Source organism: Pedobacter sp. KBW06, from assembly GCF_003852525.1.
Classification (GTDB): Bacteria; Bacteroidota; Bacteroidia; order Sphingobacteriales; family Sphingobacteriaceae; genus Pedobacter.
Map to the genome: position 1 here is coordinate 1,306,804 of NZ_QAJL01000003.1, position 24,616 is coordinate 1,331,419.

20 protein-coding genes are annotated in these 24,616 nt (G+C 41.9%); 13 read left to right on the forward strand and 7 right to left on the reverse strand.

What is annotated here, in order from left to right; all coding sequences use genetic code 11:
• The first annotated feature begins 9 nt into the window (after nt 1–9).
• Nucleotides 10–519, forward strand: coding sequence for a hypothetical protein (locus tag DBR43_RS20310; protein WP_124584119.1), 510 nt, complete (start codon nt 10–12; stop codon nt 517–519).
• Nucleotides 516–1,613 (forward strand): mandelate racemase/muconate lactonizing enzyme family protein, encoded by a 1,098-nt coding sequence (locus tag DBR43_RS20315; protein ID WP_124584121.1) that lies wholly within the window; start codon nt 516–518, stop codon nt 1,611–1,613. The genes DBR43_RS20310 and DBR43_RS20315 overlap by 4 nt, the downstream gene beginning before the upstream one ends.
• 10 nt (nt 1,614–1,623) lie before the next feature.
• On the opposite strand, the gene DBR43_RS20320 is transcribed toward DBR43_RS20315, so the two are convergent.
• Nucleotides 1,624–2,184 carry a GNAT family N-acetyltransferase gene (locus tag DBR43_RS20320; protein ID WP_124584123.1) on the reverse strand — a complete coding sequence of 187 codons (561 nt, stop codon included), beginning with the start codon at nt 2,182–2,184 and terminating at the stop codon, nt 1,624–1,626.
• A gap of 139 nt (nt 2,185–2,323) precedes the next feature.
• On the opposite strand from DBR43_RS20320, the gene DBR43_RS20325 reads away from it, so the two are divergent.
• Nucleotides 2,324–2,797, forward strand: coding sequence for a MarR family winged helix-turn-helix transcriptional regulator (locus DBR43_RS20325; RefSeq protein WP_124584125.1), 474 nt, complete (start codon nt 2,324–2,326; stop codon nt 2,795–2,797).
• Here DBR43_RS20325 and DBR43_RS20330 read toward each other — a convergent pair.
• Nucleotides 2,794–3,717: a glycoside hydrolase family 25 protein gene (locus DBR43_RS20330; RefSeq protein WP_124584127.1), complete on the reverse strand. Its 924-nt coding sequence runs from the start codon at nt 3,715–3,717 to the stop codon at nt 2,794–2,796. The two genes, DBR43_RS20325 and DBR43_RS20330, sit on opposite strands and share 4 nt — an antisense overlap.
• Nucleotides 3,718–3,794: 77 nt before the next feature.
• Nucleotides 3,795–5,165: a dipeptidase gene (locus DBR43_RS20335; protein ID WP_124584129.1), complete on the reverse strand. Its 1,371-nt coding sequence runs from the start codon at nt 5,163–5,165 to the stop codon at nt 3,795–3,797.
• 162 nt (nt 5,166–5,327) lie between these two features.
• On the opposite strand from DBR43_RS20335, the gene DBR43_RS20340 reads away from it, so the two are divergent.
• The 6 genes from DBR43_RS20340 (at nt 5,328) to murA (ending at nt 12,824) form a co-directional block, all read left to right on the forward strand.
• Nucleotides 5,328–6,092: an inositol monophosphatase family protein gene (locus DBR43_RS20340; RefSeq protein WP_158622557.1), complete on the forward strand. Its 765-nt coding sequence runs from the start codon at nt 5,328–5,330 to the stop codon at nt 6,090–6,092.
• A gap of 47 nt (nt 6,093–6,139) precedes the next feature.
• Nucleotides 6,140–6,655 carry a PH domain-containing protein gene (locus DBR43_RS20345; RefSeq protein ID WP_124584133.1) on the forward strand — a complete coding sequence of 172 codons (516 nt, stop codon included), beginning with the start codon at nt 6,140–6,142 and terminating at the stop codon, nt 6,653–6,655.
• A gap of 1 nt (nt 6,656) precedes the next feature.
• Nucleotides 6,657–8,162 (forward strand): PH domain-containing protein, encoded by a 1,506-nt coding sequence (locus tag DBR43_RS20350; protein ID WP_124584135.1) that lies wholly within the window; start codon nt 6,657–6,659, stop codon nt 8,160–8,162.
• Between the two features lie 120 nt (nt 8,163–8,282).
• Nucleotides 8,283–10,592 (forward strand): ATP-dependent helicase, encoded by a 2,310-nt coding sequence (locus DBR43_RS20355; protein WP_124584137.1) that lies wholly within the window; start codon nt 8,283–8,285, stop codon nt 10,590–10,592.
• A gap of 181 nt (nt 10,593–10,773) precedes the next feature.
• Nucleotides 10,774–11,460 carry a DUF4290 domain-containing protein gene (locus DBR43_RS20360; RefSeq protein ID WP_124584139.1) on the forward strand — a complete coding sequence of 229 codons (687 nt, stop codon included), beginning with the start codon at nt 10,774–10,776 and terminating at the stop codon, nt 11,458–11,460.
• 38 nt (nt 11,461–11,498) lie between these two features.
• Complete coding sequence (gene murA / locus DBR43_RS20365) at nt 11,499–12,824, forward strand: UDP-N-acetylglucosamine 1-carboxyvinyltransferase (protein WP_124584141.1); 1,326 nt, start codon at nt 11,499–11,501, stop codon at nt 12,822–12,824.
• A gap of 76 nt (nt 12,825–12,900) precedes the next feature.
• On the opposite strand, the gene DBR43_RS20370 is transcribed toward murA, so the two are convergent.
• The 4 genes from DBR43_RS20370 to DBR43_RS20385 all read right to left on the reverse strand — a co-directional run bounded on the left by DBR43_RS20370 (nt 12,901) and on the right by DBR43_RS20385 (nt 17,787).
• Complete coding sequence (locus tag DBR43_RS20370; RefSeq protein WP_124584143.1) at nt 12,901–14,262, reverse strand: pyridoxal-phosphate dependent enzyme; 1,362 nt, start codon at nt 14,260–14,262, stop codon at nt 12,901–12,903.
• Between the two features lie 137 nt (nt 14,263–14,399).
• A complete protein-coding gene (gene dprA, locus DBR43_RS20375) occupies nt 14,400–15,506 on the reverse strand; it encodes a DNA-processing protein DprA (protein WP_124584145.1) in 1,107 nt (368 codons plus the stop codon).
• 536 nt (nt 15,507–16,042) lie between these two features.
• Entirely contained in the window at nt 16,043–16,675 is a 633-nt protein-coding gene (rsmG, locus tag DBR43_RS20380) for a 16S rRNA (guanine(527)-N(7))-methyltransferase RsmG (protein ID WP_124584147.1), read from the reverse strand.
• Complete coding sequence (locus DBR43_RS20385; RefSeq protein WP_233603062.1) at nt 16,666–17,787, reverse strand: glycosyltransferase; 1,122 nt, start codon at nt 17,785–17,787, stop codon at nt 16,666–16,668. The genes rsmG and DBR43_RS20385 overlap by 10 nt, the downstream gene beginning before the upstream one ends.
• 130 nt (nt 17,788–17,917) lie before the next feature.
• Here DBR43_RS20385 and tgt point away from each other — a divergent pair, with 130 nt between their 5' ends.
• From tgt to DBR43_RS20405, 4 genes are all read left to right on the forward strand, one after another.
• Nucleotides 17,918–19,048, forward strand: coding sequence for a tRNA guanosine(34) transglycosylase Tgt (tgt, locus tag DBR43_RS20390; protein WP_124584149.1), 1,131 nt, complete (start codon nt 17,918–17,920; stop codon nt 19,046–19,048).
• Entirely contained in the window at nt 19,049–20,152 is a 1,104-nt protein-coding gene (locus DBR43_RS20395; RefSeq protein WP_124584151.1) for an LptF/LptG family permease, read from the forward strand.
• Complete coding sequence (locus tag DBR43_RS20400; RefSeq protein WP_124584152.1) at nt 20,153–21,046, forward strand: DMT family transporter; 894 nt, start codon at nt 20,153–20,155, stop codon at nt 21,044–21,046.
• A 755-nt stretch (nt 21,047–21,801) separates the two neighbouring features.
• Entirely contained in the window at nt 21,802–24,612 is a 2,811-nt protein-coding gene (locus tag DBR43_RS20405) for a TolB family protein (RefSeq protein ID WP_124584154.1), read from the forward strand.
• Nucleotides 24,613–24,616: the final 4 nt, after the last annotated feature.

The window sequence follows — 24,616 nt, forward strand, 5'->3', positions numbered from 1 at the left end:
AATGGAAAAATGAGGTACGCAAGGGGTATCCTGTATGTGATTTATTTTCTGATGTATTTACCAGTAGTCATTCTGGGGGTAATGATCCTCTCCGTCTCTTTGTTATGGAGAGCCTTCCATGATGGTCAGGACGATCGTCTTTTCAGAAATGAATACCAGGAATTCCTGCAATCTATCGAAGGAAAATCCCTTTTTTGCTATAACAACAACACCAGAAGTCAGCTTTTTATTGAAACCATTGTCTTACCGGCTTTAAGTCCGGAGGTCAGCATCATTTTTCTAAATGGAAGGATTCCGGAGTCCGGTTTCAGCCGGAGATTCATTTCCCACATGCTTTATGACATTAACGATCGAACTGGCTTCCCGTATCTCCTGAAGGTTGTCAATGGAGAAATCCTTGATCAATCTGTCAATAATGGACTTTTCAATACATTTAACCAGAACAAAGCGCCTGATCAATTGTTACAAAAAATCAATGCGTTCTACCTGTGTCCGGAACATCAAGCCATCAGCTCATGAAAATCACTCATACCGAAATTTACCGCTTTAGCATCCCTATGGAGCCTTTTGTGATTGCAACAGGTACCATGCATTTTGCACAAAACGTGCTCATCCGTATTTACACCGATGCTGGCATTCATGGCGTTGGGGAGTGCTCGGCCTTCCCGATGATTGTCGGGGAGACACAGGAAACTTGTCTGGCCATGGCCAGGGATTTCGCACAGATTCTGATCGGTAAAGATCCGCTGGACATTCCGGAAAGAATGAATGATCTTCTGGGTTATGCTGCACATAATGGCACCATAAAGAGCGCTTTTGATATGGCCTTATTTGACATTGCCGCCAAACATGCAGACCTTCCTCTATACCGCTTTTTGGGAGGTCAGAAGCGAAGTGTGGAAACAGACATGACCATTGGCATTGATAGCCCTGAAAACATGGCGCTGTCTGCCTTAAAATACCAAAAACAAGGCTGTCGTATCCTGAAGATTAAACTCGGAAAAAAAGTTCATGAGGACATAGAAAGGGTCCGCCAAGTCCGGGAGGCAGTAGGTGATGTGATGACCATACGCCTGGATGCCAATCAGGGATGGAATTTTGACGATGCCCTATATGCACTGGGTGTACTGGCTCCTTTTAATATTGAATTCTGTGAGCAGCCGATGCGGACCTGGTTCGACGATAGGTTACCGGAACTTAAAGCGAATTCTCCCATCAAAATTATGGCAGACGAGAGCTGTTACAATCACCATGATGCCCGTAAACTGATCAATAGCCAGTCCTGCGAATACCTGAACATCAAATTCTCAAAATCCGGCGGTATCCTGGAAGCACAAAAAATCCATGAAATTGCCCTGCAAACCGGCACAAAATGTATGATTGGCAGTATGCTGGAAAGCAGGATTGCCCTGACAGCAAACCTTCATTTTGCCTTGTCCAGTCCGAATGTAGTTTTCTTTGACCTGGACACCTGCCTGTTGGGACATTTAGTTGACCCGGTAATTGGCGGATTAACCTACGACGGCTTCTTTCTCGATGTCCCTGAAAATTCCGGAATCGGTGCAGATGCAGATCCGGCTTTCCTGAAAACCTGCGAGAAATGGATCATTTAAACCACTAAACCTACAGCTGATAAGTCATAAAAACAGCCTGTTCTCCCGGTTCTCCGTCATACAGAGAAAACTGCAGGCCATCAATTTCAAATCCCTGACTCCGATAAAACAAGATTGCAGGGACATTGGTATTCTGAGTTTCGAGCATAATGAGCCTGAACTTCTCTTTTCGGGCCTGTTCAACGGCTGCTCTGATTAAAGCAGCACCAAAGCCCAGACGGTGAAACTCCGCGTTCACCTCCAGGTAATCAATCCATAAAGAATTGTTCCAGGTCCTTTCTTCCGCAATCAATACGCCTACCAGTTGTTCCCGATGATAGGCCCCCAGAGAATGTCCCTGGTCAATGATCAGGTTATAATCTTCCAGATCCTCGGCAGAGGCAGAGCGCTGTTTTTGATATGGAATTTCCAGCTTTCGCAACGAAAAAGAGAAGGAAAAATGAAGTTCATCACCCTCCCTGTTAATGTCGTAAACAGCATCAGAGCGATACCCTGTCTCCCCTAAAGAATGATATTCTTCTACCGTCAGTTTTTCAAGCACTTTGATTCGGATCATAATTTCCTCATTCATACTACCTCCTTTCTACAATATTAACAAAATCAACCCAAACTTTTTCCACAGCACTTGTTATTCCAAAACAAACTCATTAATTTAGTAAACTAAGTTTACTATAGACCCAATATTGGACTAATTATCCCTGACAAACCCAATGGAAGACCACCAAAAACATGCTGTTATCTTCAAACAGCTATACGTTCTCAAAAAGCTCACAGACGATTGGGGCGATAAAAACATCTGCAATCTCCACCAGCCGCATTTCAACATGGCATTTATGCCTTTTTTTATGGCCGTTGGCCTGAATGGAAAGTCCAGCAGTGCCATTGCTGCAAACCTGAAAGTCAGCAGACAGGCAGCAGGAAAAATCATGAAGGAATTGGAGCAGACCGGATTGATTAAAGTAGAAAAGAGTGCAACAGATGCCCGTGCAAACCTGTTGGAACTTACGGAAGCAGGAAGGGCTTTCTACCTCCAGGTGACCGAACAATCGGCCTTACTGGCCAGGAAATATGTAAAACTGATTGGGAAAAAACAATTGGAAATGATGACGGAGACGATGGAAAAAATGATCCATTTCCATGAAAAATTAAATCATTGTCATAACATGGGAGGAACGCATGGCTAATAGCTGAGGATCCTGGGAATCCTTAAACGTTCAAATGCCGTACTATCCCCATTAAAAGCATTAAAGTCCACCACATGATTGATCCCGGTAATCCGGGCTTTATCAGAATGCTGCCAGAAAGACCAGTTGGTATCACTGCTGACTTTCAGCTTTGCCTGATGGTAATGTGCAATCCACAAAGGATATTCATCAAAATGACCTTTCAGGTAGTCTTTATAAAAGGTTAGTCCGGAATAGATCATTGGTTTTACCTTTGTCCTCTTTTCAACATAGCTGATAAATTCCTGAAGCTCTTTCCGCATATTGGCGGGCGCAACTCCATTCAGCTGTTCAATATCTACCACCGGAGGTAAATCCCCCTCTTCGAATTTCACCGTTTGAAGAAAAAACTTGGCCTGCCATTCGCCCGATTTCTGGGGCCTGAAGAAATGATAAGCACCACAAATAATCCCAGCTTTTGCCGCTTCCCTCCAGTTCCGCTGAAAATAGGGATCAACACTCAATATCCCCTCAGTTGCTTTGATAAAAGCAAATTTCACCTGTACCTCATCCTCTTTCATCGCCCTGACCTTCTTCCAGTCGATCTTTCCCTGATAATAGGAAACATCAATGCCATGAATGCTGTATTTCTTGGGAATGCGAATGTCAAAGCTGGAATAGGTCCTGTAGTTGGGATCCTGGCCCCAATCTTTAATCCAGCGCCATGTTGACGTAAAGCCCTTAATCACATATCCATAGTAAAATGGAGAAAGCAGAACGAGCAAAAGTCCGGCGATAGCTATTTTCCATTCCATTGCCAAAGGCTTTTTCTTCTTTGTCACCTTTCTTTTTGCAGCAGGTCTTTTCCCCGGAATCGCGGACTTCGCAGTTCTGGTTGTTTTTCTGGGTGCAGGGGGCTTGGGTGGAACTAATGGCGGCATGGCGTAAAAATACAAAAGGGCAACCGATTTGGCTGCCCTTTTTTGAATAACTATATATTCCTTTTAAAATCAAGAACTTATTTACTCAACTCCGCAAAATATTTGTGGAATAAAGGCAAAGTCTCAATTCCCTTATAGTAATTAAAGATATCGTATTTCTCATTTGGCGAGTGTAAAGCATCGCTGTCTAAGCCAAATCCGAACAATACCGATTTGATACCCAGCGCACTCTCAAATAAAGCAACGATAGGAATACTTCCACCACCTCTGGTAGGGATTGGTTTCTTACCAAATGAATCCAGGATCGCCTGCTCAGCTGCACGATAAGCAACACTATCTGTTGGCGTAACTACCGGTTCACCACCATGATGAGCCGTAACTTTCACCTTCACATAATCAGGAGCAATGCTTTCAAAGTGCTTCGCAAAAATGGCAGAGATTTCTTCAGAAGTCTGGTTAGGAACCAAACGCATAGAGATCTTCGCATTTGCTTTTGAAGGCAATACGGTCTTGGCACCTTCGCCAATATAACCACTCCAGATTCCGTTCACCTCTAAGGTTGGTCTTGTTCCTGTGCGTTCTAAAGTAGAGTAACCTTTCTCTCCCCATTCTGAATTGATGTCCAGGTCTTCTTTATATTCATTCAGATCAAAAGGCGCTGAATTTAATGCAGCTCTTTCTTCCTCAGACAATTCCAGTACCTTATCATAAAAAGCAGGAATCGTGATGTGGTTGTTCTCATCATGTAATGAAGCAATCATCTTACATAAAATGGTTGCAGGGTTCGCTACAGCACCACCATAAACTCCGGAGTGCAAATCGCGGTTTGGACCAACAACTTCCACTTCCATATAAGCGAGGCCACGTAAACCGGTTTCTATAGAAGGATTTTCCATGCTGATCATTGAAGTATCAGAGATCAGCACTACATCTGCTTTCAGACGCTCAGTATTTGCTTTCACAAAAACACCAAGGTTTGCAGAACCTACTTCTTCCTCTCCCTCAATCATAAACTTAACGTTACAAGCCAGGGTATTGGTTTGCATCATCAGCTCAAAAGCTTTTACATGCATGTAAAACTGGCCCTTATCATCACAGGCACCACGTGCATAAATCTTACCATCACGCACCGTAGGTTCAAATGGAGGCGTTTTCCAAAGCTCCAAAGGATCTGCAGGTTGAACATCGTAATGTCCGTAGATTAAAACCGTAGGTAATTTTTCATCAATGATCTTTTCACCATATACTATCGGATAACCCGCGGTTTCACAAATCTCTACTTTATCGGCACCTGCGTCCTTCAGTTTCTGGGCAACAAAATCGGCTGTTTTAAGCACATCACCTTTATATTTAGGGTCAGCACTTACCGATGGGAAGCGTAATAACTCAAACAATTCGTCTAAAAAACGTTGTTTGTTTTCTTCTACATATTTTTTGATCTCTTGCATAACAAATGATTTTGGACAAATATACAAGGTAAAAGATAAACGGAGGTAACGATGTCATGATTAAGCCCTAAACCCTGAATCGTCCAATTCTTCCCGCCTACTGTTCAATTCCGGATGGAGAAATTGCCTTTCCTTTGCAAGGTCAGCAAACAAAGACATCAAATGGAAAAATTACTAAAACAAAGCAGTGAGATCATCATTAAGATAGGTAAAGAATTAAAAGCAACGCAAGTCCCCTCGGTACGGGCCGACAATAAAGAAGCCCTATTCGGTCAGTTTAATATCGCAAACAACTTCTCAGGCAATAAGATAAAAGCAGAACTGCAGAAAATCGCTCCGGAAATCAAATGGTCTTATGCCGAATTTGATGTGGAAAGACAAACGTCAGGAGCTATAAAAGGGCTATATTGGGTTTGCGATGCCATTGACGGTGCAATACATTTTCTTCAGGATTTTTACCCCTGGTGCATTACTTTAACGTTAATGGACGATCAAAAACCTCTGATGGCCTTAATTTATGATGCAGAAAGAGATGAATTGTTTAGCACGATCAAAGGACAAGGCGCTTACTTCAATGGCAGGCCCATCAGCGTAAACGGCAAAAAAAAGCTTTCAGATGCCATCGTGTCTACGGTCCATCCCAATAATATTCCGGAAGAGAACGCACTCGTCAACAAGACCCTTCAAAGTGTAAGTCAGATTATGCCAAAGGTCTTTGCTTTGCGCCTTTTAGGACCTGCATCTTTGCAGCTGGCGTACGTTGCCGCAGGGCGGATCGATGGGTTCTGGGAATATGGAAATGACATCTACGACTGGCTTGCCGGCGCTTTACTGGTAGAAGAAGCAGGAGGATATGCATCAATCACTGATTCCGGAATCATTGCATCCAACAAGGCCCTTTCTCTGGAATTAGGTAAACTACTCTAAAAAATAATTCCCTAACTTCGTTTCGAACGCCATTATAGCAAAAGGAAATGCAGGATTTTACAAATGAAACGTTAGATATAGACGCGCTTCCGAAATACGAAGAAGTAGCATTAAATGCATTAAGCAGGAAATACTGGAAGGTAGTATTATTAAATATATCCATTTTCCTGTTCATCCTCGCTGCGGCAATAGCCACAATTTTACTCCTGGTAGAAGAATTAAGACCTTATTTATACCTGTTTACCGGGATCTACCTCCTTTTCAGCATCCTTTTAATTACGCTTTACCGGGCCAGTATTAAAAGAATCGGCTATGCCATCAGAGAAAAAGACCTGATTTATAAAAGCGGAATCATTTCGATATCTACTTCTATCATCCCCTTTACGAGAATACAACACATTACTTTAAATGAAGGGATTTTCTCCAGGATGTTTCAGCTGGGCGCGCTCCATGTATTTACTGCCGGAGGCATTTCGGGAAGCATCACTATTCCCGGACTGGACATTAATCTGGCAAAAACCATCAAAGAGGAACTGAACAGACAACTGGCTAAAGTCGATTAAGATGGGAACTGATTTTTCTGAACCTAAAAGACAGTCGGCCGCCGGTGTAGCCGTAATGTTTGCTGATCACCTTCAGCGCAGTATTCGGGTATTGGTGTTTCCTATCATCCTGGTCCTGGTCCGCGCCAAAGGCATGAATCATTGGTACCTGATTGCCGGGTTCCTGGTCTTCCTTTTCATTCTGATCATCTATTCTTACCTCAGCTACCTCAGGTTCAGTTTTTTTCTGGATGAAGAAAAACAGGAATTTGTAATTCAAAAAGGCGTATTGAGCAAGGAACACATCAGCATCAGACTGGATAAGATCCAGCAGGTCAACATCAACCAGTCGCTCATTCAAAGAATCATAGGCGTCTATAGTCTCGATATTGACACTGCGGGCAGCGATAAAAAAGAAGCAAGCATCAAAGCAATTGACCACCATACTGCCACGATATTAAGAGAAAGACTTTTAAACAGAGACACTCCCGGTACAACAACAGAAAAATCAACAGACGGGCAGGGGCCAAACCCTGAGCCTCTTCTAAAACTGAGCACCACTACCCTCCTTAAAGTGGGCTTAACTTCTAACTACGGTGCAAGCGTAGCCCTTCTCATGGGTTTTATCTTCGCCATTATGGAGATGCTAAAAAACTATACAGAAGCTTTTCAGCTGGAAGAAAATCCAATAAAAGCACTTTCTACAGAAGGACTAAACCTGATTTCCATAGGGGTACTTCTTTTCTTTGCCCTGCTCATCATTCTCGGAACAAATATTTTACGGAATTTCATTAAATATTTCGACTTTGAAGTCATCAAAAAGAAAGCAGTACTGGCCATCACATCCGGACTTTTTGAAAAGAAACATACCTTATTGAAACCAGCCAGGGTACAGATCAGCAGCTATAGCCAGAATTACTTCCAGAAAAAACTGGACCTGATGAACATGAAGTTCAAACAGGCTTCTTTTGATTCTGCTGATGAGGACGACAAAGACAATAAAAAACACGACATTGAGATTCCGGGATGTGATGAAAACGAGAGAGATGAACTGTTAAAGATGATCTTTGAATGTATTCCCCCAAAAAACAGCACTTTTATTCCAAACTACCGCTTCCTTTTTTTAACAATAATGCTCAAGGTGGTTATTCCGATTTCTTTCTTTCTCCTTATCGGATCGGTACTGGTTCATCTGCGTCCTTATTTCTGGTGGATCATCCCCTACACCATTCTGGTGGTCATAATGCTGTATTTTGAATTTGCACATCACCGTTTATACCTGTCTGAAAACTTTATCATCAAAAAAAGCGGAATATGGGATGTAGAACATCAAATAATGGAACCGCATAAAATCCAGGGGATCACAACCAAACAATACTTCTGGCATAAAAAGGCCAACATTGGACATTTGGTATTACATACCGCTGCGGGAACGATTCATTTTAAATATGGGAATTATGCCGAGATTCACCGTATGGCGAACTATTGGTTGTATTATATAGAATCAGGGAAAAAAGATTGGATGTAACTCCAATAAAAGCCATAGTTTTCTTATTTTTGTGCGAATGTAGTTTCATGTGCCCCTCGCACATCGATATCAGCTACTTGGTTTAAACAATACCTTTAAAAAGCAGAACAGGATAGTATTTTGGATTATTTAGCAGGATTAAACCCCCAACAACGCGCAGCAGTAGAAAATACCCAGGGACCCGTAATGATTGTCGCAGGTGCCGGCTCCGGAAAAACACGTGTAATTACTTACCGGGTAGCACACCTGATTGAAAAAGGGGTCGATGCCTTTAACATTCTGGTACTTACCTTTACCAATAAGGCCTCAAAAGATATGCGTGAGCGTATCTCGAAAGTGATTGGTGCGGAAGCCAAAAATATATGGATGGGTACCTTTCACTCGGTATTCTCCAAGATATTAAGAGTGGAAGCAGAAAAGATCGGATACCCTTCCAACTTCACTATCTACGATACGGACGACAGTAAAAGCCTGATCAGGGCAATATTAAGGGAATTGCAGCTGGACGACAAATTGTACAATGCAAATTTTGTCTACAACAGGATCTCTTCCGCAAAAAACAACCTGGTTTCCCATACAGAATACATGGAGAATGCAGAAATTCAGGCGGAGGACATCAGCAATAAACGCCCTTTAATCGGTGTGATTTATGAGACCTATACCAAACGCTGTTTTAAAGCGGGAGCGATGGATTTCGATGATTTGCTGTTTAAAACAAATGTCTTGTTAAAGAACCATCCCGATGTACTGAACAAATACCAGCAGAAATTCAAATACCTGATGGTTGATGAGTACCAGGATACAAACTTTTCCCAATATACAATTGTAAAGAAACTGGCAGCAGCTTACCAAAACATCTGTGTAGTAGGTGATGACGCGCAAAGTATCTATGCCTTCAGGGGAGCGAACATTCAGAATATCCTTAATTTTGAACGCGATTACCCCGATTTAAAAGTCTATAAATTAGAGCAGAATTACCGCTCTACCCAAAATATTGTAGAAGTTGCCAATAGCATTATCGCCAACAATAAGAACCAATTGGAAAAGAATGTTTTTTCCGATAATGAATCCGGCGACCGCATTAAGGTACAACGTGCTTTTACAGATAATGAAGAAGGTAAAATTGTTGCTGAAGCGATTGTCCAGGAACGCAGTTCCAAAGGATATAACTACAATGATTTCGCAATCTTATACCGTACCAATGCGCAATCCAGAGCAATGGAGGAGGCTTTAAGAAAGCTAAATGTACCTTATAAAATCTACGGAGGACTCTCCTTCTATCAGCGTAAGGAAATCAAGGATTTAATCGCCTATTTCCGTTTAACTTTCAACCCTGCGGACGAAGAAGCGATAAAAAGGGTAATTAATTATCCCAAAAGAGGACTTGGAGATACGACAGTAGAAAAAATTCTGGTTGCAGCAGACCAACACGACATCACGATGTGGCAGGTGATCTGTGATCCTCAGCAATATATTGCAGGAAGGATCGCCAATCAGCTGAACGACTTTGCCGTAATGATTCAAAGCTTCGCTGCCGAAGCGAAAAAACTGGATGCTTACGAAACCGCTTTATATATTGCTCAGCATTCGGGAATATTAAAGGAACTACATTCTGATACTACGGATGAAGGTCGTGGCAGACATGAAAATATCCAGGAATTGTTAAACGGTATCAAGGAATTTGGTGAGCGTGAGGACATTGAAGACCGTAGCCTGGCTGTATTTATGCAGGATATTGCGCTATTGACGAATGACGATAAAGGAGACGATAAAAATAAAGATACGGTCTCTTTAATGACGATCCACTCTTCCAAAGGTCTGGAATTTAAAAATGTATTTGTAGTAGGTTTAGAGGAAAACCTTTTCCCTTCTCAAATGTCTTTAAACTCCAGAACAGATCTGGAGGAGGAACGCAGGCTCTTCTATGTGGCGGTAACACGTGCAGAAAAGAAACTGACCCTGACTTATGCAACGTCCAGATACAGATGGGGAACGCTAACCAACTGTGAACCGAGTCGTTTTATCGATGAAATCAATGCACGCTACCTGGAGATTGAAGTGGCAAAGCCAGCTAAAAGCACTTTAAATGACGATAGCTTCTCTTCGGAAAGAAGAAGCTGGACGCAGCAAAGGGATACTTTCAGCAAGCCAAAACCGGCATCAGCAGCAAGTACAAGCGGAACATCCACGGCACCAAGACCAAAAACAACCTCGATGTTGCCAAAAGCTCACGTTCCTACTCCTGGCTTTACCCCTGATGCAGCAAACCTGTTCCAAAATGGAATGGAAGTAGAACATGAAAAGTTTGGCTTCGGTAAAATTGTAAGTCTGGAGGGTACACTTCCGGATGTAAAAGCAACTGTATTTTTTCAAGGTCTGGGTAATAAGCAGTTATTATTAAAATTTGCTAAATTGCGAATTGTTAAATAAAATATATCTTTACAGAATCTGCATGAGTTTGAACATACCTAATCTAACTTTATTTCGTTATCTCCTGATACGACAAAGCTCTGGCAGAAAATAGCTTACTCAATAAGATTCAATATGCCCAAAAGGGCCGGCCGGACTAAAGACCCGGTCGAATATTAAAATAAAAAGTATAATTATACAGATGAATTTCGATTATAATACCACAAGAAACGAGTTAATCCTCGCCGAATACGGCCGTAATGTACAGAACATGGTGAAGTACATTATTGAATTACCCGACCTTGAAGAACGTAATAAATATGCCCAGGCAGTAATAGACCTTATGGGGTTTTTAAATCCTCATTTGCGTGATGTAGCTGATTTTAAGCATAAATTATGGGATCATTTACACATCATCTCCGGTTATAAGATCGATGTAGACAGCCCATATCCAAAGCCTAGTCCCGAGGATGCTTTGGTAAAACCAGAACACATCGGTTACCCTCAGCAGAAGATCACCTACAAACACTATGGCAAAACCGTAGAAACAATGATCGAGAAAGCTAAAGCAGTAGAAGAGCCGGAACGCAGAGCTGCAATGGTGCAGGGAATTGCCAATTTCATGAAAATGGCTTACGTGACCTGGAACAAAGACAGCGTGGCTGATGAAACCATTCTAAAGAATTTGCGTGAACTATCTGGTGGACAACTGCAATTAGACGACAACATCAATCTAAACAAAGTTGAATTCAAACCTGTAGTGGCCAGACCAGCGAACAACAACAATAACCGCGGAAGGAACAACAATAACGGTAAAGGCAGACAAAACAACAATAACAACAGCAATAACCGTACTCAACGCAACAACAATCCAAAACAAAGACACTAGATTTTACCAATTTTTATACTATACAAGCTCAATACAACATGAACGCATTCGAAATAATTGGTGGAAAAAAGTTAAAGGGTGAAATCCAGCCTCAGGGCGCAAAGAATGAAGCCCTGCAAATTATCTCAGCCGTTTTATTAACTGACCAGAAAGTCACCATCAGCAATATCCCTGATATTAAAGATGTCAATAAACTAATCGAACTTTTAGGAGATTTAGGAGTAACAGTAGAACGCTTATCCAAAGACACTTATACTTTTGAAGCAAAAAACATCAACCTGGAATTCTTCCAATCTGATGTATTTAAAGCCAAAGGAGGCAGCTTAAGAGGATCTATCATGATCGTTGGACCGCTTTTAGCCCGTTTTGGAAAGGCAGCTATCCCTAAACCGGGAGGCGATAAAATCGGCCGCAGAAGACTGGACACCCATTTCCTTGGTTTTGAAAAACTAGGCGCAAAATTTATCTACGACGCTAAAAAAGAGTTCTTTAACGTAGACGCAACAAACTTACAGGGTGCTTATATATTAATGGATGAGGCTTCCGTAACCGGTACAGCCAATATCGTAATGACTGCTGTAATGGCAAAAGGAATCACAACCATTTACAATGCTGCTTGTGAACCCTACCTGCAACAATTGTGTAAAATGCTGAACCGCATGGGTGCTAAAATCAGTGGAGTAGGTTCCAACCTGCTGACGATTGAAGGTGTTACCAAATTAGGCGGAACAGAACACCGCATGTTGCCTGATATGATTGAAATCGGATCCTTTATTGGCCTTGCAGCCATGACAGAATCGGAGATTACCATTAAAAACGTATGCTATTCTGAGCTTGGGATCATTCCTGAAGTATTCAGAAAGCTGGGTATAAAATTCGAATTAAGAGGTGATGATATTTTCATTCCTTCTCAAAAACATTATGTAATTGAATCATTTATTGATGGTTCTATGCTTACCATTGCAGATTCACCATGGCCTGGATTCACACCAGATTTATTGAGTATCGTACTGGTAGTTGCTACACAGGCTAAAGGTTCGGTATTGATTCATCAAAAAATGTTCGAAAGCCGCCTGTTCTTTGTCGACAAACTGATCGATATGGGTGCACAGATCATACTTTGCGATCCACACAGAGCGACTGTAAACGGAATCAACAAACAATATAAATTAAGAGGAATCAGCATGACTTCCCCGGATATCCGTGCAGGTGTTTCCCTTCTGATCGCCGCATTATCTGCAGAAGGAACCTCAACAATTTTCAATATTGAGCAGATTGAACGTGGTTACCAGGATATCGATACACGTTTACGTGCTTTAGGTGCCCAGATTAAACGTGTCGATGCTTCAAGCCCAAGTCATTAGGCCCATTCGAAAACACAGGATATAAAAAAAGTCCCGGAAAATATTCCGGGACTTTTTTTATGCTTCATCAATTCCCCTATCCGGAGATTGCATTGATGATGTCGTATTGCGTAATAATTTCAATTTTACCTTGTTCATCTTCTACCAGTACCGCACTATTTTCTTTGTTAATCAGTGCAGAGATCTTATCAATCGAAGTATTCATATCCACAAAAGGAAAAGTACTGGACATGATTTCCTGAACAGGAGCAGATTTTAAAGACGGGTTCTCCAGAAGCGCTTTAAGAATGTCACTTTCTGCAACCTTTCCTACCACCATCCCCTTCTGAGTTACCGGAATCTGAGATATGTTTAAAGTATTCATGTTATTGATCGCCTCAAGAATTGTCTTCTCACAGTCGATCGTAACGATGTCAGTTGCCTCTCTCTTTGCAAGAATAGCTCTTGCCGTAAGTTTTTCGTCTTTCAGGAAGCCGCGTTCTCTCAACCAGTCTTCATTATACATTTTGCCCATATAACGACTGCCATGGTCATGAAAGATTACAACCACTACATCCTCAGGCTTTAACTTATCCTTTAACTGAAGCAGTCCTGCAATGGCTGAGCCTGCAGAGTTTCCAACAAAGATCCCCTCCTTACGCGCAATGTCGCGGGTCATCAGTGCCGCATCCTTATCTGTTACTTTTTCGAACAGGTCAATGATGTCAAAATTCACATTCTTCGGCAGAAAATCTTCTCCGATACCTTCTGTAATATATGGGTAGATCTCATTCTTATCCAGAATTCCCGTCTCCTTATATTTTTTAAATACAGAACCATAAGTATCAATTCCCCAAACCTGAATGTTCGGATTTTTCTCTTTTAAGTATTTTCCGGTGCCGGAAATGGTACCACCTGTCCCAACGCCAACTACTAAATGTGTAATCTTTCCTTCCGTTTGTTCCCAGATTTCAGGACCTGTCTGCTCATAATGAGCCTGTGAGTTAGAAAGGTTGTCATATTGATTTGGCTTCCATGAGTTTGGAACCTCACGCTCCAAACGCGAAGAAACTGAATAATACGACCTAGGATCTTCCGGCTCTACGTTAGTAGGACATACGATCACTTCCGCACCAAAAGCACGCAAAGCATCTACCTTTTCCTTAGATTGTTTATCCGTAGTAGTGAAAATACATTTGTAGCCCTTAATGATCGCAGCCATAGCAAGACCCATCCCGGTATTTCCGGATGTTCCTTCGATGATTGTTCCACCAGGTTTAAGCTTACCGCTTTTCTCTGCATCTTCAATCATTTTGACTGCCATACGATCTTTAATCGAGTTACCAGGATTGGTGGTCTCGATTTTAGCCAGCACTGTAGCCGGGATTTCTTTCGTAATGTTATTCAATTTTACCAGTGGCGTATTGCCAATGGTTTCCAAAATATTATTGTACCACATGATACAAAAATACAAATTGAGGCTTAGAATTCTATTTACAAATGATAATTCAATATTTAATTTTTTAAATTAAAAATAAACAAAATAACATTTTATTCTACTAGTCCAATAGACTTATCTGCAATCTATTTTATAGGTCAGGAGGAAATATCCTGATTCAACTGGTACAACTTCCCGGGCAGAGAAGTCAAAATCCCCTGCATTTCCAGGTTCAATAAATGCAAAGCAAGCTTACTTTTTGGAATTTCCAGACGCAGCTCCAGCTCATCTATAGCAATTGCGCAACCTGTTAAAACCTGAAGAATCTGTTGCTCCTCCCTACTCAACTCAACCGGGAAATTTGATTTTACAGCCGGCTCCTCCGCTTTGCAATGTTCCCAGCCAAGGTAATAAGCAAGATCTCTCGCATGACTGATCAAGCCGGCCCTATTCGTCTTAATCAGGAAGTTACAACCTTCAGAGCTCTGGTCATTCACCCTTCCCGGAAAGGCAAAAACGTCCCGGTGATAAGAATTCGCTATATCTGCCGTAATGAGTGCCCCGCCTTTTGATGCAGCTTCCACCACAATGGTCACATCTGATATTCCTGCAATGATCCGGTTTCTCTTTGGAAAATTCTCCTTGTCTGGATTTGTGAGTGATGGGAACTCGGTAAGTAAACCACCATTAAGAACCATCTTCTTCGCAATATGACTATGAGCCTGAGGATACATGCGATCTAATCCATGCGCTAAAACCCCTACCGTCGGAATTCCATTTTGGAGACTTTCCTGATGAGCAGTCACATCAATCCCATAAGCAAGCCCGCTTACGATCAGCACCTCATAACCTGCAAGTGTCTCCGCAAGTTGCTTACAGAGCAGCTTACCATAGGCTGTGGCCTGACGGGTACCGACCACACTAATGATCCGGGGATGATTTAAATCTGCATTTCCCCTGTAGTACAATAAGACAGGGGCATCCGCACAGTTTTTTAGTCGGACTGGATAATTATCATCTGTTAGAAATAACACCTGAACCTGATATTTCTTAATGAATTCCAATTGAATTTTCGCTTTGACCATCGCCTCTTTCCCAAGAATCAATGTTGCAGTTTGTAACCCAATCCCTGGTACCTCCATTAATTCTTTCTTACTGGCACTAAAGATCGCTTCAGGACCAGGGAAATGTGCCAATAGATTTTTAGCGGTAATGTGCCCTACATTTTTGATCATGGTAAGGGCGATTTTATGGATTAAGCTCATTGGCTAACTTATAACTTATCGCTTGAATAATCACTATAGAAGAGAAATATCTTGCTGAAAAAGAAGCATTACCGCTCAAAGGCTGAAATCTTTTGGGCTGAAGAAGCCCAAAATTTTTCTATGCCTTTTCCCGGAACGCATCTTTTTCAGGAGAAATATTACTCTAAATAAAGTGTTAAGGGCGCTCTGCCTCAATAGCGATCGTTGTAATCAACAGAGAGGAGAAAGTAGGATAATGAGTTCCCACAGCCCAATGTTTCAGTTAATCGGAAGTAGAAAAAATTAGCATACCTGACTTCAACAACCGATAAATCCGGTTCATAGAGAAGAGGAGATTAAGGCATTAAAAATAACGTAGGCTTTTAATCCGGCCTGGAATGATTTTGAGCAGGATTCCTGTGATGATTGCATGCAGGATTTTATAAAAAAAGCAGATGTGCTTTGAAGACATTCGAATATTTGCCCTTCAGTAAATATTCGGGGATGAAAAGAGCATCTGCTTTTTTTACAGTATTTCTTCAAAGAGAAGAACCTTGTTATTGAGGAATATAAACCACAAATTTGGTTTCGAAAAAATCTTCTTTAAAATAGTCTGCCAGTGGGTACAACTCCGCTTTCAACCTTGATTCTTCAATTTCTTCGGCAAGATCACCACCTTTTAAGTAAAGGATACCATTAGGAATTGCGTTCTTAGAATCTTTATTAAACTTGCCTCTTACCCATGGATAAAAGTCAATAAGCCTTGTCACCGCTCTGGATACGACAAAATCATACTTATCTGTCACCTGTTCAGCCCTTAAATGACTGGCCTTCACATTTTTCAATCCCAGACCGGCTGCAACTTCCGTAACCACTTTAATCTTCTTTCCGATAGAATCAACAAGATGAAACTGGGTTTCAGGGAATAGAATGGCCAAAGGAATTCCGGGAAAACCTCCTCCGGTGCCTACGTCCAATACTTTTTCTCCCGGTTTGAAAGTGCAAAACTTTGCAATACCAAGAGAATGAAGGATATGACGAACATAAAGTTCATCAATATCTTTTCTGGAGATTACATTGATCTGGGCATTCCAGAAACTATATAAATCGTACAACTGATCAAACTGAGCAATTTGTTCATCAGTCAGATCCTTAAAATATTCTTGTATTAGCGTTGATCTTATTTCCACTTTACTTTTTTAACAAATATAGACAGAATGCCGTTAAACACGAGAAAAATGAACAAGAGAATGTCCAGGATGGGAAAACACCATCGTAAATCACTATAATTTAACCGCTTTAAAATGCGGGGATAGATGAAACATCTGACCACAATACTTACAAATAAAACACCTAAAGCAGGATATAATGTCGCTTTGAAGCACGACAATGCAGCAAAGAAAGCATAAAACAGAAACTGAAAGATGATCTGGCAGGAAAGGATAAACTTATGTTTCCCTTTGTATAGCTTTCCTGCTCCGAAATGTCTTTTCTTTTGTCTCAGGTAAGCGCCAAAGCTGGTATTAGGCTCAGACCATACATGACTTTCTTTATTGATCCTGATTTCTGTATTCCCGGAATGTGCATTCGCATTAACAAACAGGTCGTCATCACCAGAAGGAATGTGCATGTGGGCAGCAAATCCTTTGTTCTTGAAGAAAAGCGTCTTTTTATAAGCCATATTTCTTCCCACGCCCATATATGGCATGCCTTTAATCGCATAGGAAAGATAGTTTACAGCGGTAAAAAACGTTTCAAAACGAATCAAAGCATTTAGAATCCCCCGCTTTTTCAGGTATGGAGAATAACCTAAAACGATCTCGACCTTAGGATCTTCAGACTGCTGCATTCCCAATAACCAGTTGGCTGAAGCAGGAACACAGTCGGCATCGGTAAACACCAGCCAATCGTTGGAAGCAGCTTTGATTCCCATCGTAACGGCAAATTTCTTACCGGCAATGAATTTCTCCCCTTCTGAAATCGTTACGATCTTTAACCGCTTATATTGCCTGGCAAACTCCTCTAAAAGTTGTCTCGTTCCGTCCCATGAACGGTCATTTACAACAATTACCTCAAAATCAGGGTGATTTTGCTCCAGAACCGAAGGAAGGTAATTTCTTAGGTTATCTACTTCATTGCGTGCACAAATGACAACGCTTAAGGGTTTTGCATCAGTTTCAGGTATTGGTTCAACCGGAAAAAATGCCAGTTTCAGATGAACAAATAAGCTAAAGTATAATTGTATTAAGAAACAGAAGATCAATGAGCCGAGCAGACAACTCTCTATTAAGGTTAATTCCACGATGTTTTTTTGTAGCTGCCAAATTTCTGCTTTTTAATCTGTAATGTTCCTTTTTGTTGATAAAAAATTTAACCCGTTTATAGCGCTATTTTTGCTACTTTTGGCAGATTTTAGTGGAGCATACAGATTTATGAAATTTACCTTACAGGCAAACGATACACATTCAAAGGCAAGAGCAGGAACAGTAACAACAGATCACGGAGACATACAAACTCCTATTTTCATGCCTGTGGGCACTGCAGGAACCGTAAAAGCAGTTCACCAACGCGAACTTAAAGACGATATTGACGCCAAGATTATCTTGGGGAATACCTATCATTTATACCTGAGACCAGGCTTAGACATTATAGAAGGAAGCGGCGGCTTGCACAAATTTATTGGATGGGACCGTCCGATTTTAACAGATAGCGGCGGTTATCAGGTCTATTCCCTGAGTAAAGTAAGAAAAATCAAGGAGGAAGGGGTGACTTTTCGTTCACATATTGATGGTTCGAAACACCTTTTCACACCGGAATATGCCATGGATATCCAACGTACCATTGGTGCAGATATCATTATGGCTTTTGATGAATGTACGCCTTATCCTTGTGATTATAAATACGCGGCAAATTCCATCAACATGACTCACCGCTGGTTAAAACGTTGCTGCAACAGGTTTGACACAACGGAACCAAAATACGGATTCAATCAAACCTTATTCCCAATTGTACAGGGATCAGTGTATAAAGACCTGAGGAAAAAATCTGCTGAATTTATTGCAGGAATGAACCGTGAGGGAAATGCAATCGGCGGATTGTCTGTGGGGGAACCTGCAGAGGAAATGTATGGAATGACAGAAGTAGTCTGCGACATTCTTCCTTACGATAAGCCAAGATACCTGATGGGTGTAGGAACACCTATTAATATCCTGGAAAACATCGCTTTAGGTGTAGACATGTTCGACTGCGTGATGCCTACCAGAAATGCAAGGAACGGGATGTTATTTACCAGAAATGGTATCATTAACATCGGAAATAAGAAATGGGCGGATGACTTCTCTCCTATCGATGCGGAAAGTGACCTTCATGCCGACCAGGTTTATTCTAAAGCCTATTTAAGGCACCTGATGCATTCCAAAGAGATGCTTGGCGCGCAAATTGCAACCCTGCATAACCTGCATTTTTACCTGTGGCTTGTTAAAACCGCCAGAGAGAAAATTATCAGTGGCGAGTTTTACGCCTGGAAGAACAAAATGGTAACTATATTAGGTAATAAATTGTAAATGAACTTTATCAAGGGCAGGATTAAGATTATCGACTGGTATATCATCAGCAAGTATCTGGGTACATTTATATATACCCTGACATTGTTTGTAGTCATCATTGTGATCTTTGACCTTTCAGAGAAACTGGACGACTTTCTCGGTAACAACCTGACCTTCTGGCAAGTGATTTCCTTATATTATGCGGGCTCCATTCCCTTTTATGTGAATATGCTCTCCCCCCTGATCAATTTCATAGCAGTGATCTTTTTCACCGCAAAGATGGCCGATCAAACGGAGATTGTACCCATATTGAGCGGGGGAGTCAGCTTTAACCGGTTTCTATTGCCTTATTTTATATCTGCATTTATCATTTTTTCCATTAACCTGGCCTCGAATCTATACATTCTTCCATATACCAATCAGATCAAGAACAACTTCGAAAACACCTTTATAAAGAAGAATGATCCGACCAGTAAGACTGATATTCACATGAAACTGGATGATCATACTTACATCTACATGAGGAGCTTTGACAACAGGTCTAAGGTTGGGAGCCAGTTCTCATTAGACAATTTCAAAGGCGATATACTGACCAAGAAGATTGTGGCTGATGAGATCAAATGGGACTCCTTAAAACGATCATGGAAGCTAACCAACTATTCTGTAAGGAACATCGACGGACTTAAAGAAAGTATGGTTAATGGCGCCACAAAAACTAAAGACACCATTCTGGATATGCGTCCTGACGACTTCTCCGCGTATGACAACGTCTTTGAAAACCTCTCTAACAAAGACCTTTCCGATAAAATAAAAAAGGAAAGAATCAGGGGATCAGGCATCATGAACGACTTGCTTTTCGAACGTTACAAACGTTATTTACAACCCCTGTCGGCCTTCGTACTCACCCTGATTGGAGTCGCTTTATCCTCCAGGAAAGTCCGTGGAGGTGTGGGACTTCCGCTGGGAATAGGCATTATTTTAAGCTTCTGCTATATTGTATTGAATCAGTTTGCGAAGATGTTCTCTCTTAAAGGAGGCATTTCACCCCTATTTGCAGTGCTTGTACCTACCATATTTTTCGGGTTACTGGGCTATTATTTACTCCGAAAAGCACCAAAATAAATGAACAATCCAGTAGGTAGTCATCCAAATAGAAACCTGTTAATCTTACATTTCACCGTTTTTATCTGGGGGTTCACTGGCATTCTTGGCGCAGTTATCTCGATCAATGCAGTTCAGTTGGTATGGTATAGAGTACTCATTGCAAGCATTAGCTTACTGGCTTATTTTTTATTCAGCAAGACCAGCTTAAAGATTTCGAGGAAGCAATTTCTCCAATTTTTCTTTACCGGAAGTATTGTCGCCGCGCACTGGATTCTATTTTTTCATGCAATTAAAGTATCTACAGTCTCCGTCACACTCGTTGCCCTCTCTTCTTATACCTTGTTTACTGCGATATTAGAACCGCTGATCAAGAAAAAATCTATTTTAATACCAGATGTTGTCATCGGACTAATTATGATCCTGGGCATCTATATGGTCTTTAAATTCGAATCAGGTTATACCTTAGGGATTATTCTCGGCCTTCTATCTGCCTTAGCCTCGAGCTTATTCAGTACAATCAACTCAACATTGGTGCAAAAAAGCGACCCGAAAATCATTGGCTTTTATGAAATGACCGGTGCTTTTTTCTGGATCACAGTCTACCGTTTGTTCGACAAATCTCTCCTTGCAGAGTCCTTTAATTTAAGCGTTAAAGACTGGTCCTATCTGCTTTTATTGGGCACCATTTGCACGGCTTTAGCTTATGTTGCCGGGGTCTCTGTCATGCGTACTTTATCCGCTTTTCGGGTCGCGTTAATCACCAATCTTGAGCCTGTCTACGGAATCATTTTAGCCTTCATATTCTTTGGCAGCAAGGAGACCATGTCCATTGGTTTTTACCTCGGCGCCATCTTAATTATCGGAGCTGTATTTCTATACCCGATCTATAAAAAGCGCAGGAATTTAAGTTAGTTGTCTTTTCCGGATCAAGTACAAAAGCGGCCACTTTCCACTCATCAATCAGGTCACAAAAGCAACTCAGATTATCCAGAGAAAAGCTAAAAGTCAAGCCGGTTATTTAACCCAATCAGAGGGCATCACCCGACCCCGGCACAAGGGGAAATCTTTAAATAGTTAACAAAACCACAACGACGAAACATAAGTAAATTCAACCCGCAGCTACCAGAACACTCCGACAGAATGTCCTTAAAACCCCTGCAGGACAGACTCATATTCTCATAGAAATGCGCGCTTATAAAATCAAAACCAGCGGCATAAAGATGGGAAAAAAGGCATAAATCCTCATTGCAAAACAACAGCAATTCATCAGAAAATGAATGTTCTTTTTTTATAGAACGCAAATCCCCCGGGGGAGGGGAGAGAAAAATGAGCTCAAAATCACTACATACAATCAGGCAATTCATAGCCGGAAATGATGGATTCAGATGTATAAAAACCAAATATCCAGACTAATATTGGTATTGTAACTAATCATCAAATAGTGTACCTTAAGCCCTGATTCTTACCCCGCATAATTCAAAGTAAAAATCAACAAACGAACACTGATTATTTAGTAAAAAAAGCCAAAAACACAAGTGACAAATCTCAAAGATAAAATCACAACACAATGATTGCCAGGCAACTAAACACAATCAACCAATATTAAAGATCAAATAAAAAAAATCCCAAAAAAATCAAAAAACTAATTATTTTAGCATCTCAAAATAATGACGATAATAGAAAGAAATAAAAAACTAATACTCAGTATAATAACCACATCGGCATTAAGTTTAATATCATATACAGGCTTTTCCCAGATCTTCAACTCAGAACAAAACCCGCCGGGTGTAAAATGGAGACAAATTAACGCTTCCGGATTTAGAGTCATCTATCCCGATGAGCTGGAGAAGGAAGCACAAAGAATGACCAATACGCTGAGACACATCTACCCTTATGTCGGAGCGAGTATCGGACGGAAGAATACCAGCATCCCGATCCTGCTTCAAAACCGGGGAGTGATTGCCAATGGCTTCGTTCAACTGGGACCCAAGAAATCAGAATTCTACACCACCCCACCCCAGCAATTCGATAGCCAGGACTGGCTGAATAACCTTGCGGTCCATGAGCTTCGCCACGTGGCACAATTCGACAAACTGACCGGTGGACAGGCGCATCCTTTTCCTGAAGACGTTTACCTTGCCTGGTTTGGGGTAAGCATTCCGCTCTGGTTCTTTGAGGGCGATGCGGTAAGCACAGAAACCTCCTTAACCAATGCCGGACGCGGCAGGATCCCTTCCTGGATTATGCCTTACCGGACTCAGCTCCTGGAGGGAAAAAAGTTCTCCTACAGCAAGGTGAATTTCGACTCGGAAAAAGACCTTACCCCTGGCTATTATCAGCTTGGATACGTCATGGCTTCCAACCTCCGGAAACAGCTGGGAAGAAACATTTTTGACAGCGTACTGACCGACATCAAACGACGTCCGCTTCGTCCTTACCCCTTCTCCGGAAGCCTCAAAAAATTCAGCGGAAAAGGCAGCAAAGAATGGTTCGTCAATACCAGCGAAAACCTCCGGAAAGAATGGGAACTGCAGGCAGAAAAGACACCATCAAAATCCTACCCTTCCCTCAGCAAAAAAGCAAGCTATGCAACCAGCTGGTTCCTGCCTGTTAAAGTCAACGACCATCAAATCCTGACCTTAAAACAAAGTAAGGCAGAACCTGCACACTTCGCATTGATCGGCCCGGACCGGAAAGAAAAAAAATTACTGTCCATCGGATACCAGGAACAACCCTGGTTCAGCTATGCCAATGGAGTGATCGTCTGGGACGAGGTTAGGTACGACCCGAGGTATAGACAGCGGAGTTATAGTGTCATCAGCAGTTATGACCTCCAAAGCGGGCGGACAAAAAAGCTCAGCTCAAGAAGCAGGCTCTTCTCCCCTACTCTATCGGCCGACGGCAAAAAAATTATCGCCGTACGGTTTGACCTGAGTAATCAGTGTAACCTGGTAGAGATCGATGCCCGCAACGGAACATTGCTGCACACTTATCCGAATCCGGACAACCTGATCCTTCAGACCCCGGCATACCGGCCGGATGGAGAAGAGATCGCTTTCATCTCTGTCAGTGAAAAAGGAAAGGCCTTGCGCCTCATGGACCGCTCCGGAAAAACGAGCGTCCTGATCGAAGAATCCCAGCAGCAACTGAGCAGACCGGTTTATCTTCCTCAGGGAATCGCTTTTAACGCGCACTACAACGGGATCGACAACATTTACTACGTAGATCCTGCCAGCAAAAAGATAAGCGCTCTGAGCGCAGCAAAATACGGCGCCTTTAACCCAAGCCTCACACCCGACCGACAGGCCATTGTTTTCAATAACTATGGTGTTCAGGGTTACGAGATTGCCGAAAGCCCGCTTAAACCAGAACAACCGGGAGAAAACAACTTCGTCTTTCTGGGTGCTGCTGCGGCGGCCCAGGAAAATTCAGGCAATGTATTCTCAGCAATCCCGGACAGCACTTTTGTTTCTAAACCTTACCGGACTTTAGGAAACCTCTTCAGCGTACACAGCATCATTCCGGTCATTGAAGATGAATACCGCGGCGGTTTACAGATCAATTCAGACAATCTGCTCAGCACCATGAACGCTTTCGCCGGCGTAAATTATTTCCGTGACCTCAACCGTTTCGAGTATAATGCGGGATTAACCTACAAAGGGTTTTATCCGGTACTGAGCGCAGTCTACCGCAACCGGCCAAGAAGGACATTCTACAGCAGCAAATCAGGCGTACAGCAGGGCGACTGGCGGGAAAACTATGTCAAGGTTCAGGCTTCTGTTCCCATTAACCTGAATGCGCTGAATGACAGTTACAATTTCTCCCTGAACACGGCAACCAGCTATACCCAAAGGTACCTCCCTGAAAATATGCCGCAGAACTACATCACGACATTGAAGTTTCCAATGGAATATAGTTTTACTTTTACCCATACCACCCGTCAGTCGGAAAGGGACATTGCACCACAATGGGCGCAGATCCTTAGGTTAACTTACCTTCATCAGCCCTTTGATAAACAGCTGGGAGGTGATCTCTTTGCCGCAGAAAGTTTTCTTTACTTTCCGGGTATCGCCAGGAACCACTCCTTCCTGGCCAATTTTAGTTACCAGAGAACCTCAGGAATCAGAAGGTACGACCGGGAGATCAATACCGTCTACGGATACAGCAACATCCCTGCAAGGAGCAAACTGAGCAATACGTTGCTCCTCAATTACCGTTTTCCAATCGTCTTTCCCGATGCAGAGATCGGCCCCCTTGCTTACATCAGAAATCTTCGCGGAGGCTTATTCTGTCATTATGAAAACCTTGGAGATGAAACAAATCTCGCAGAACCTAAAACTTTTGGCTTCGAATTGCGTAGTAGTATGAACCTGCTTCGTTACAAACCACTGTTAGACGTTGGGGGAAGGGTCGTTTTTGTCAACAAAATATACAACCAAAACCCTATATTAGAATTAATTTTAAATTATAGCTTTTAAAGTC

Coding starts and splice junctions, on each gene's coding strand:
- DBR43_RS20405 (WP_124584154.1), top strand. CDS start 21,802: ATGACGATAATAGAAAGAAATAAAAAACTAATACTCAGTATAATAACC.
- DBR43_RS20330 (WP_124584127.1), bottom strand. CDS start 3,717: ATGCCGCCATTAGTTCCACCCAAGCCCCCTGCACCCAGAAAAACAACC.
- DBR43_RS20325 (WP_124584125.1), top strand. CDS start 2,324: ATGGAAGACCACCAAAAACATGCTGTTATCTTCAAACAGCTATACGTT.
- DBR43_RS20310 (WP_124584119.1), top strand. CDS start 10: ATGAGGTACGCAAGGGGTATCCTGTATGTGATTTATTTTCTGATGTAT.
- DBR43_RS20370 (WP_124584143.1), bottom strand. CDS start 14,262: ATGTGGTACAATAATATTTTGGAAACCATTGGCAATACGCCACTGGTA.
- DBR43_RS20345 (WP_124584133.1), top strand. CDS start 6,140: ATGCAGGATTTTACAAATGAAACGTTAGATATAGACGCGCTTCCGAAA.
- DBR43_RS20400 (WP_124584152.1), top strand. CDS start 20,153: ATGAACAATCCAGTAGGTAGTCATCCAAATAGAAACCTGTTAATCTTA.
- DBR43_RS20335 (WP_124584129.1), bottom strand. CDS start 5,165: ATGCAAGAGATCAAAAAATATGTAGAAGAAAACAAACAACGTTTTTTA.
- DBR43_RS20395 (WP_124584151.1), top strand. CDS start 19,049: ATGAACTTTATCAAGGGCAGGATTAAGATTATCGACTGGTATATCATC.
- DBR43_RS20350 (WP_124584135.1), top strand. CDS start 6,657: ATGGGAACTGATTTTTCTGAACCTAAAAGACAGTCGGCCGCCGGTGTA.
- DBR43_RS20360 (WP_124584139.1), top strand. CDS start 10,774: ATGAATTTCGATTATAATACCACAAGAAACGAGTTAATCCTCGCCGAA.
- DBR43_RS20340 (WP_158622557.1), top strand. CDS start 5,328: ATGGAAAAATTACTAAAACAAAGCAGTGAGATCATCATTAAGATAGGT.
- DBR43_RS20320 (WP_124584123.1), bottom strand. CDS start 2,184: ATGAATGAGGAAATTATGATCCGAATCAAAGTGCTTGAAAAACTGACG.
- DBR43_RS20315 (WP_124584121.1), top strand. CDS start 516: ATGAAAATCACTCATACCGAAATTTACCGCTTTAGCATCCCTATGGAG.
- dprA (WP_124584145.1), bottom strand. CDS start 15,506: ATGAGCTTAATCCATAAAATCGCCCTTACCATGATCAAAAATGTAGGG.
- murA (WP_124584141.1), top strand. CDS start 11,499: ATGAACGCATTCGAAATAATTGGTGGAAAAAAGTTAAAGGGTGAAATC.
- tgt (WP_124584149.1), top strand. CDS start 17,918: ATGAAATTTACCTTACAGGCAAACGATACACATTCAAAGGCAAGAGCA.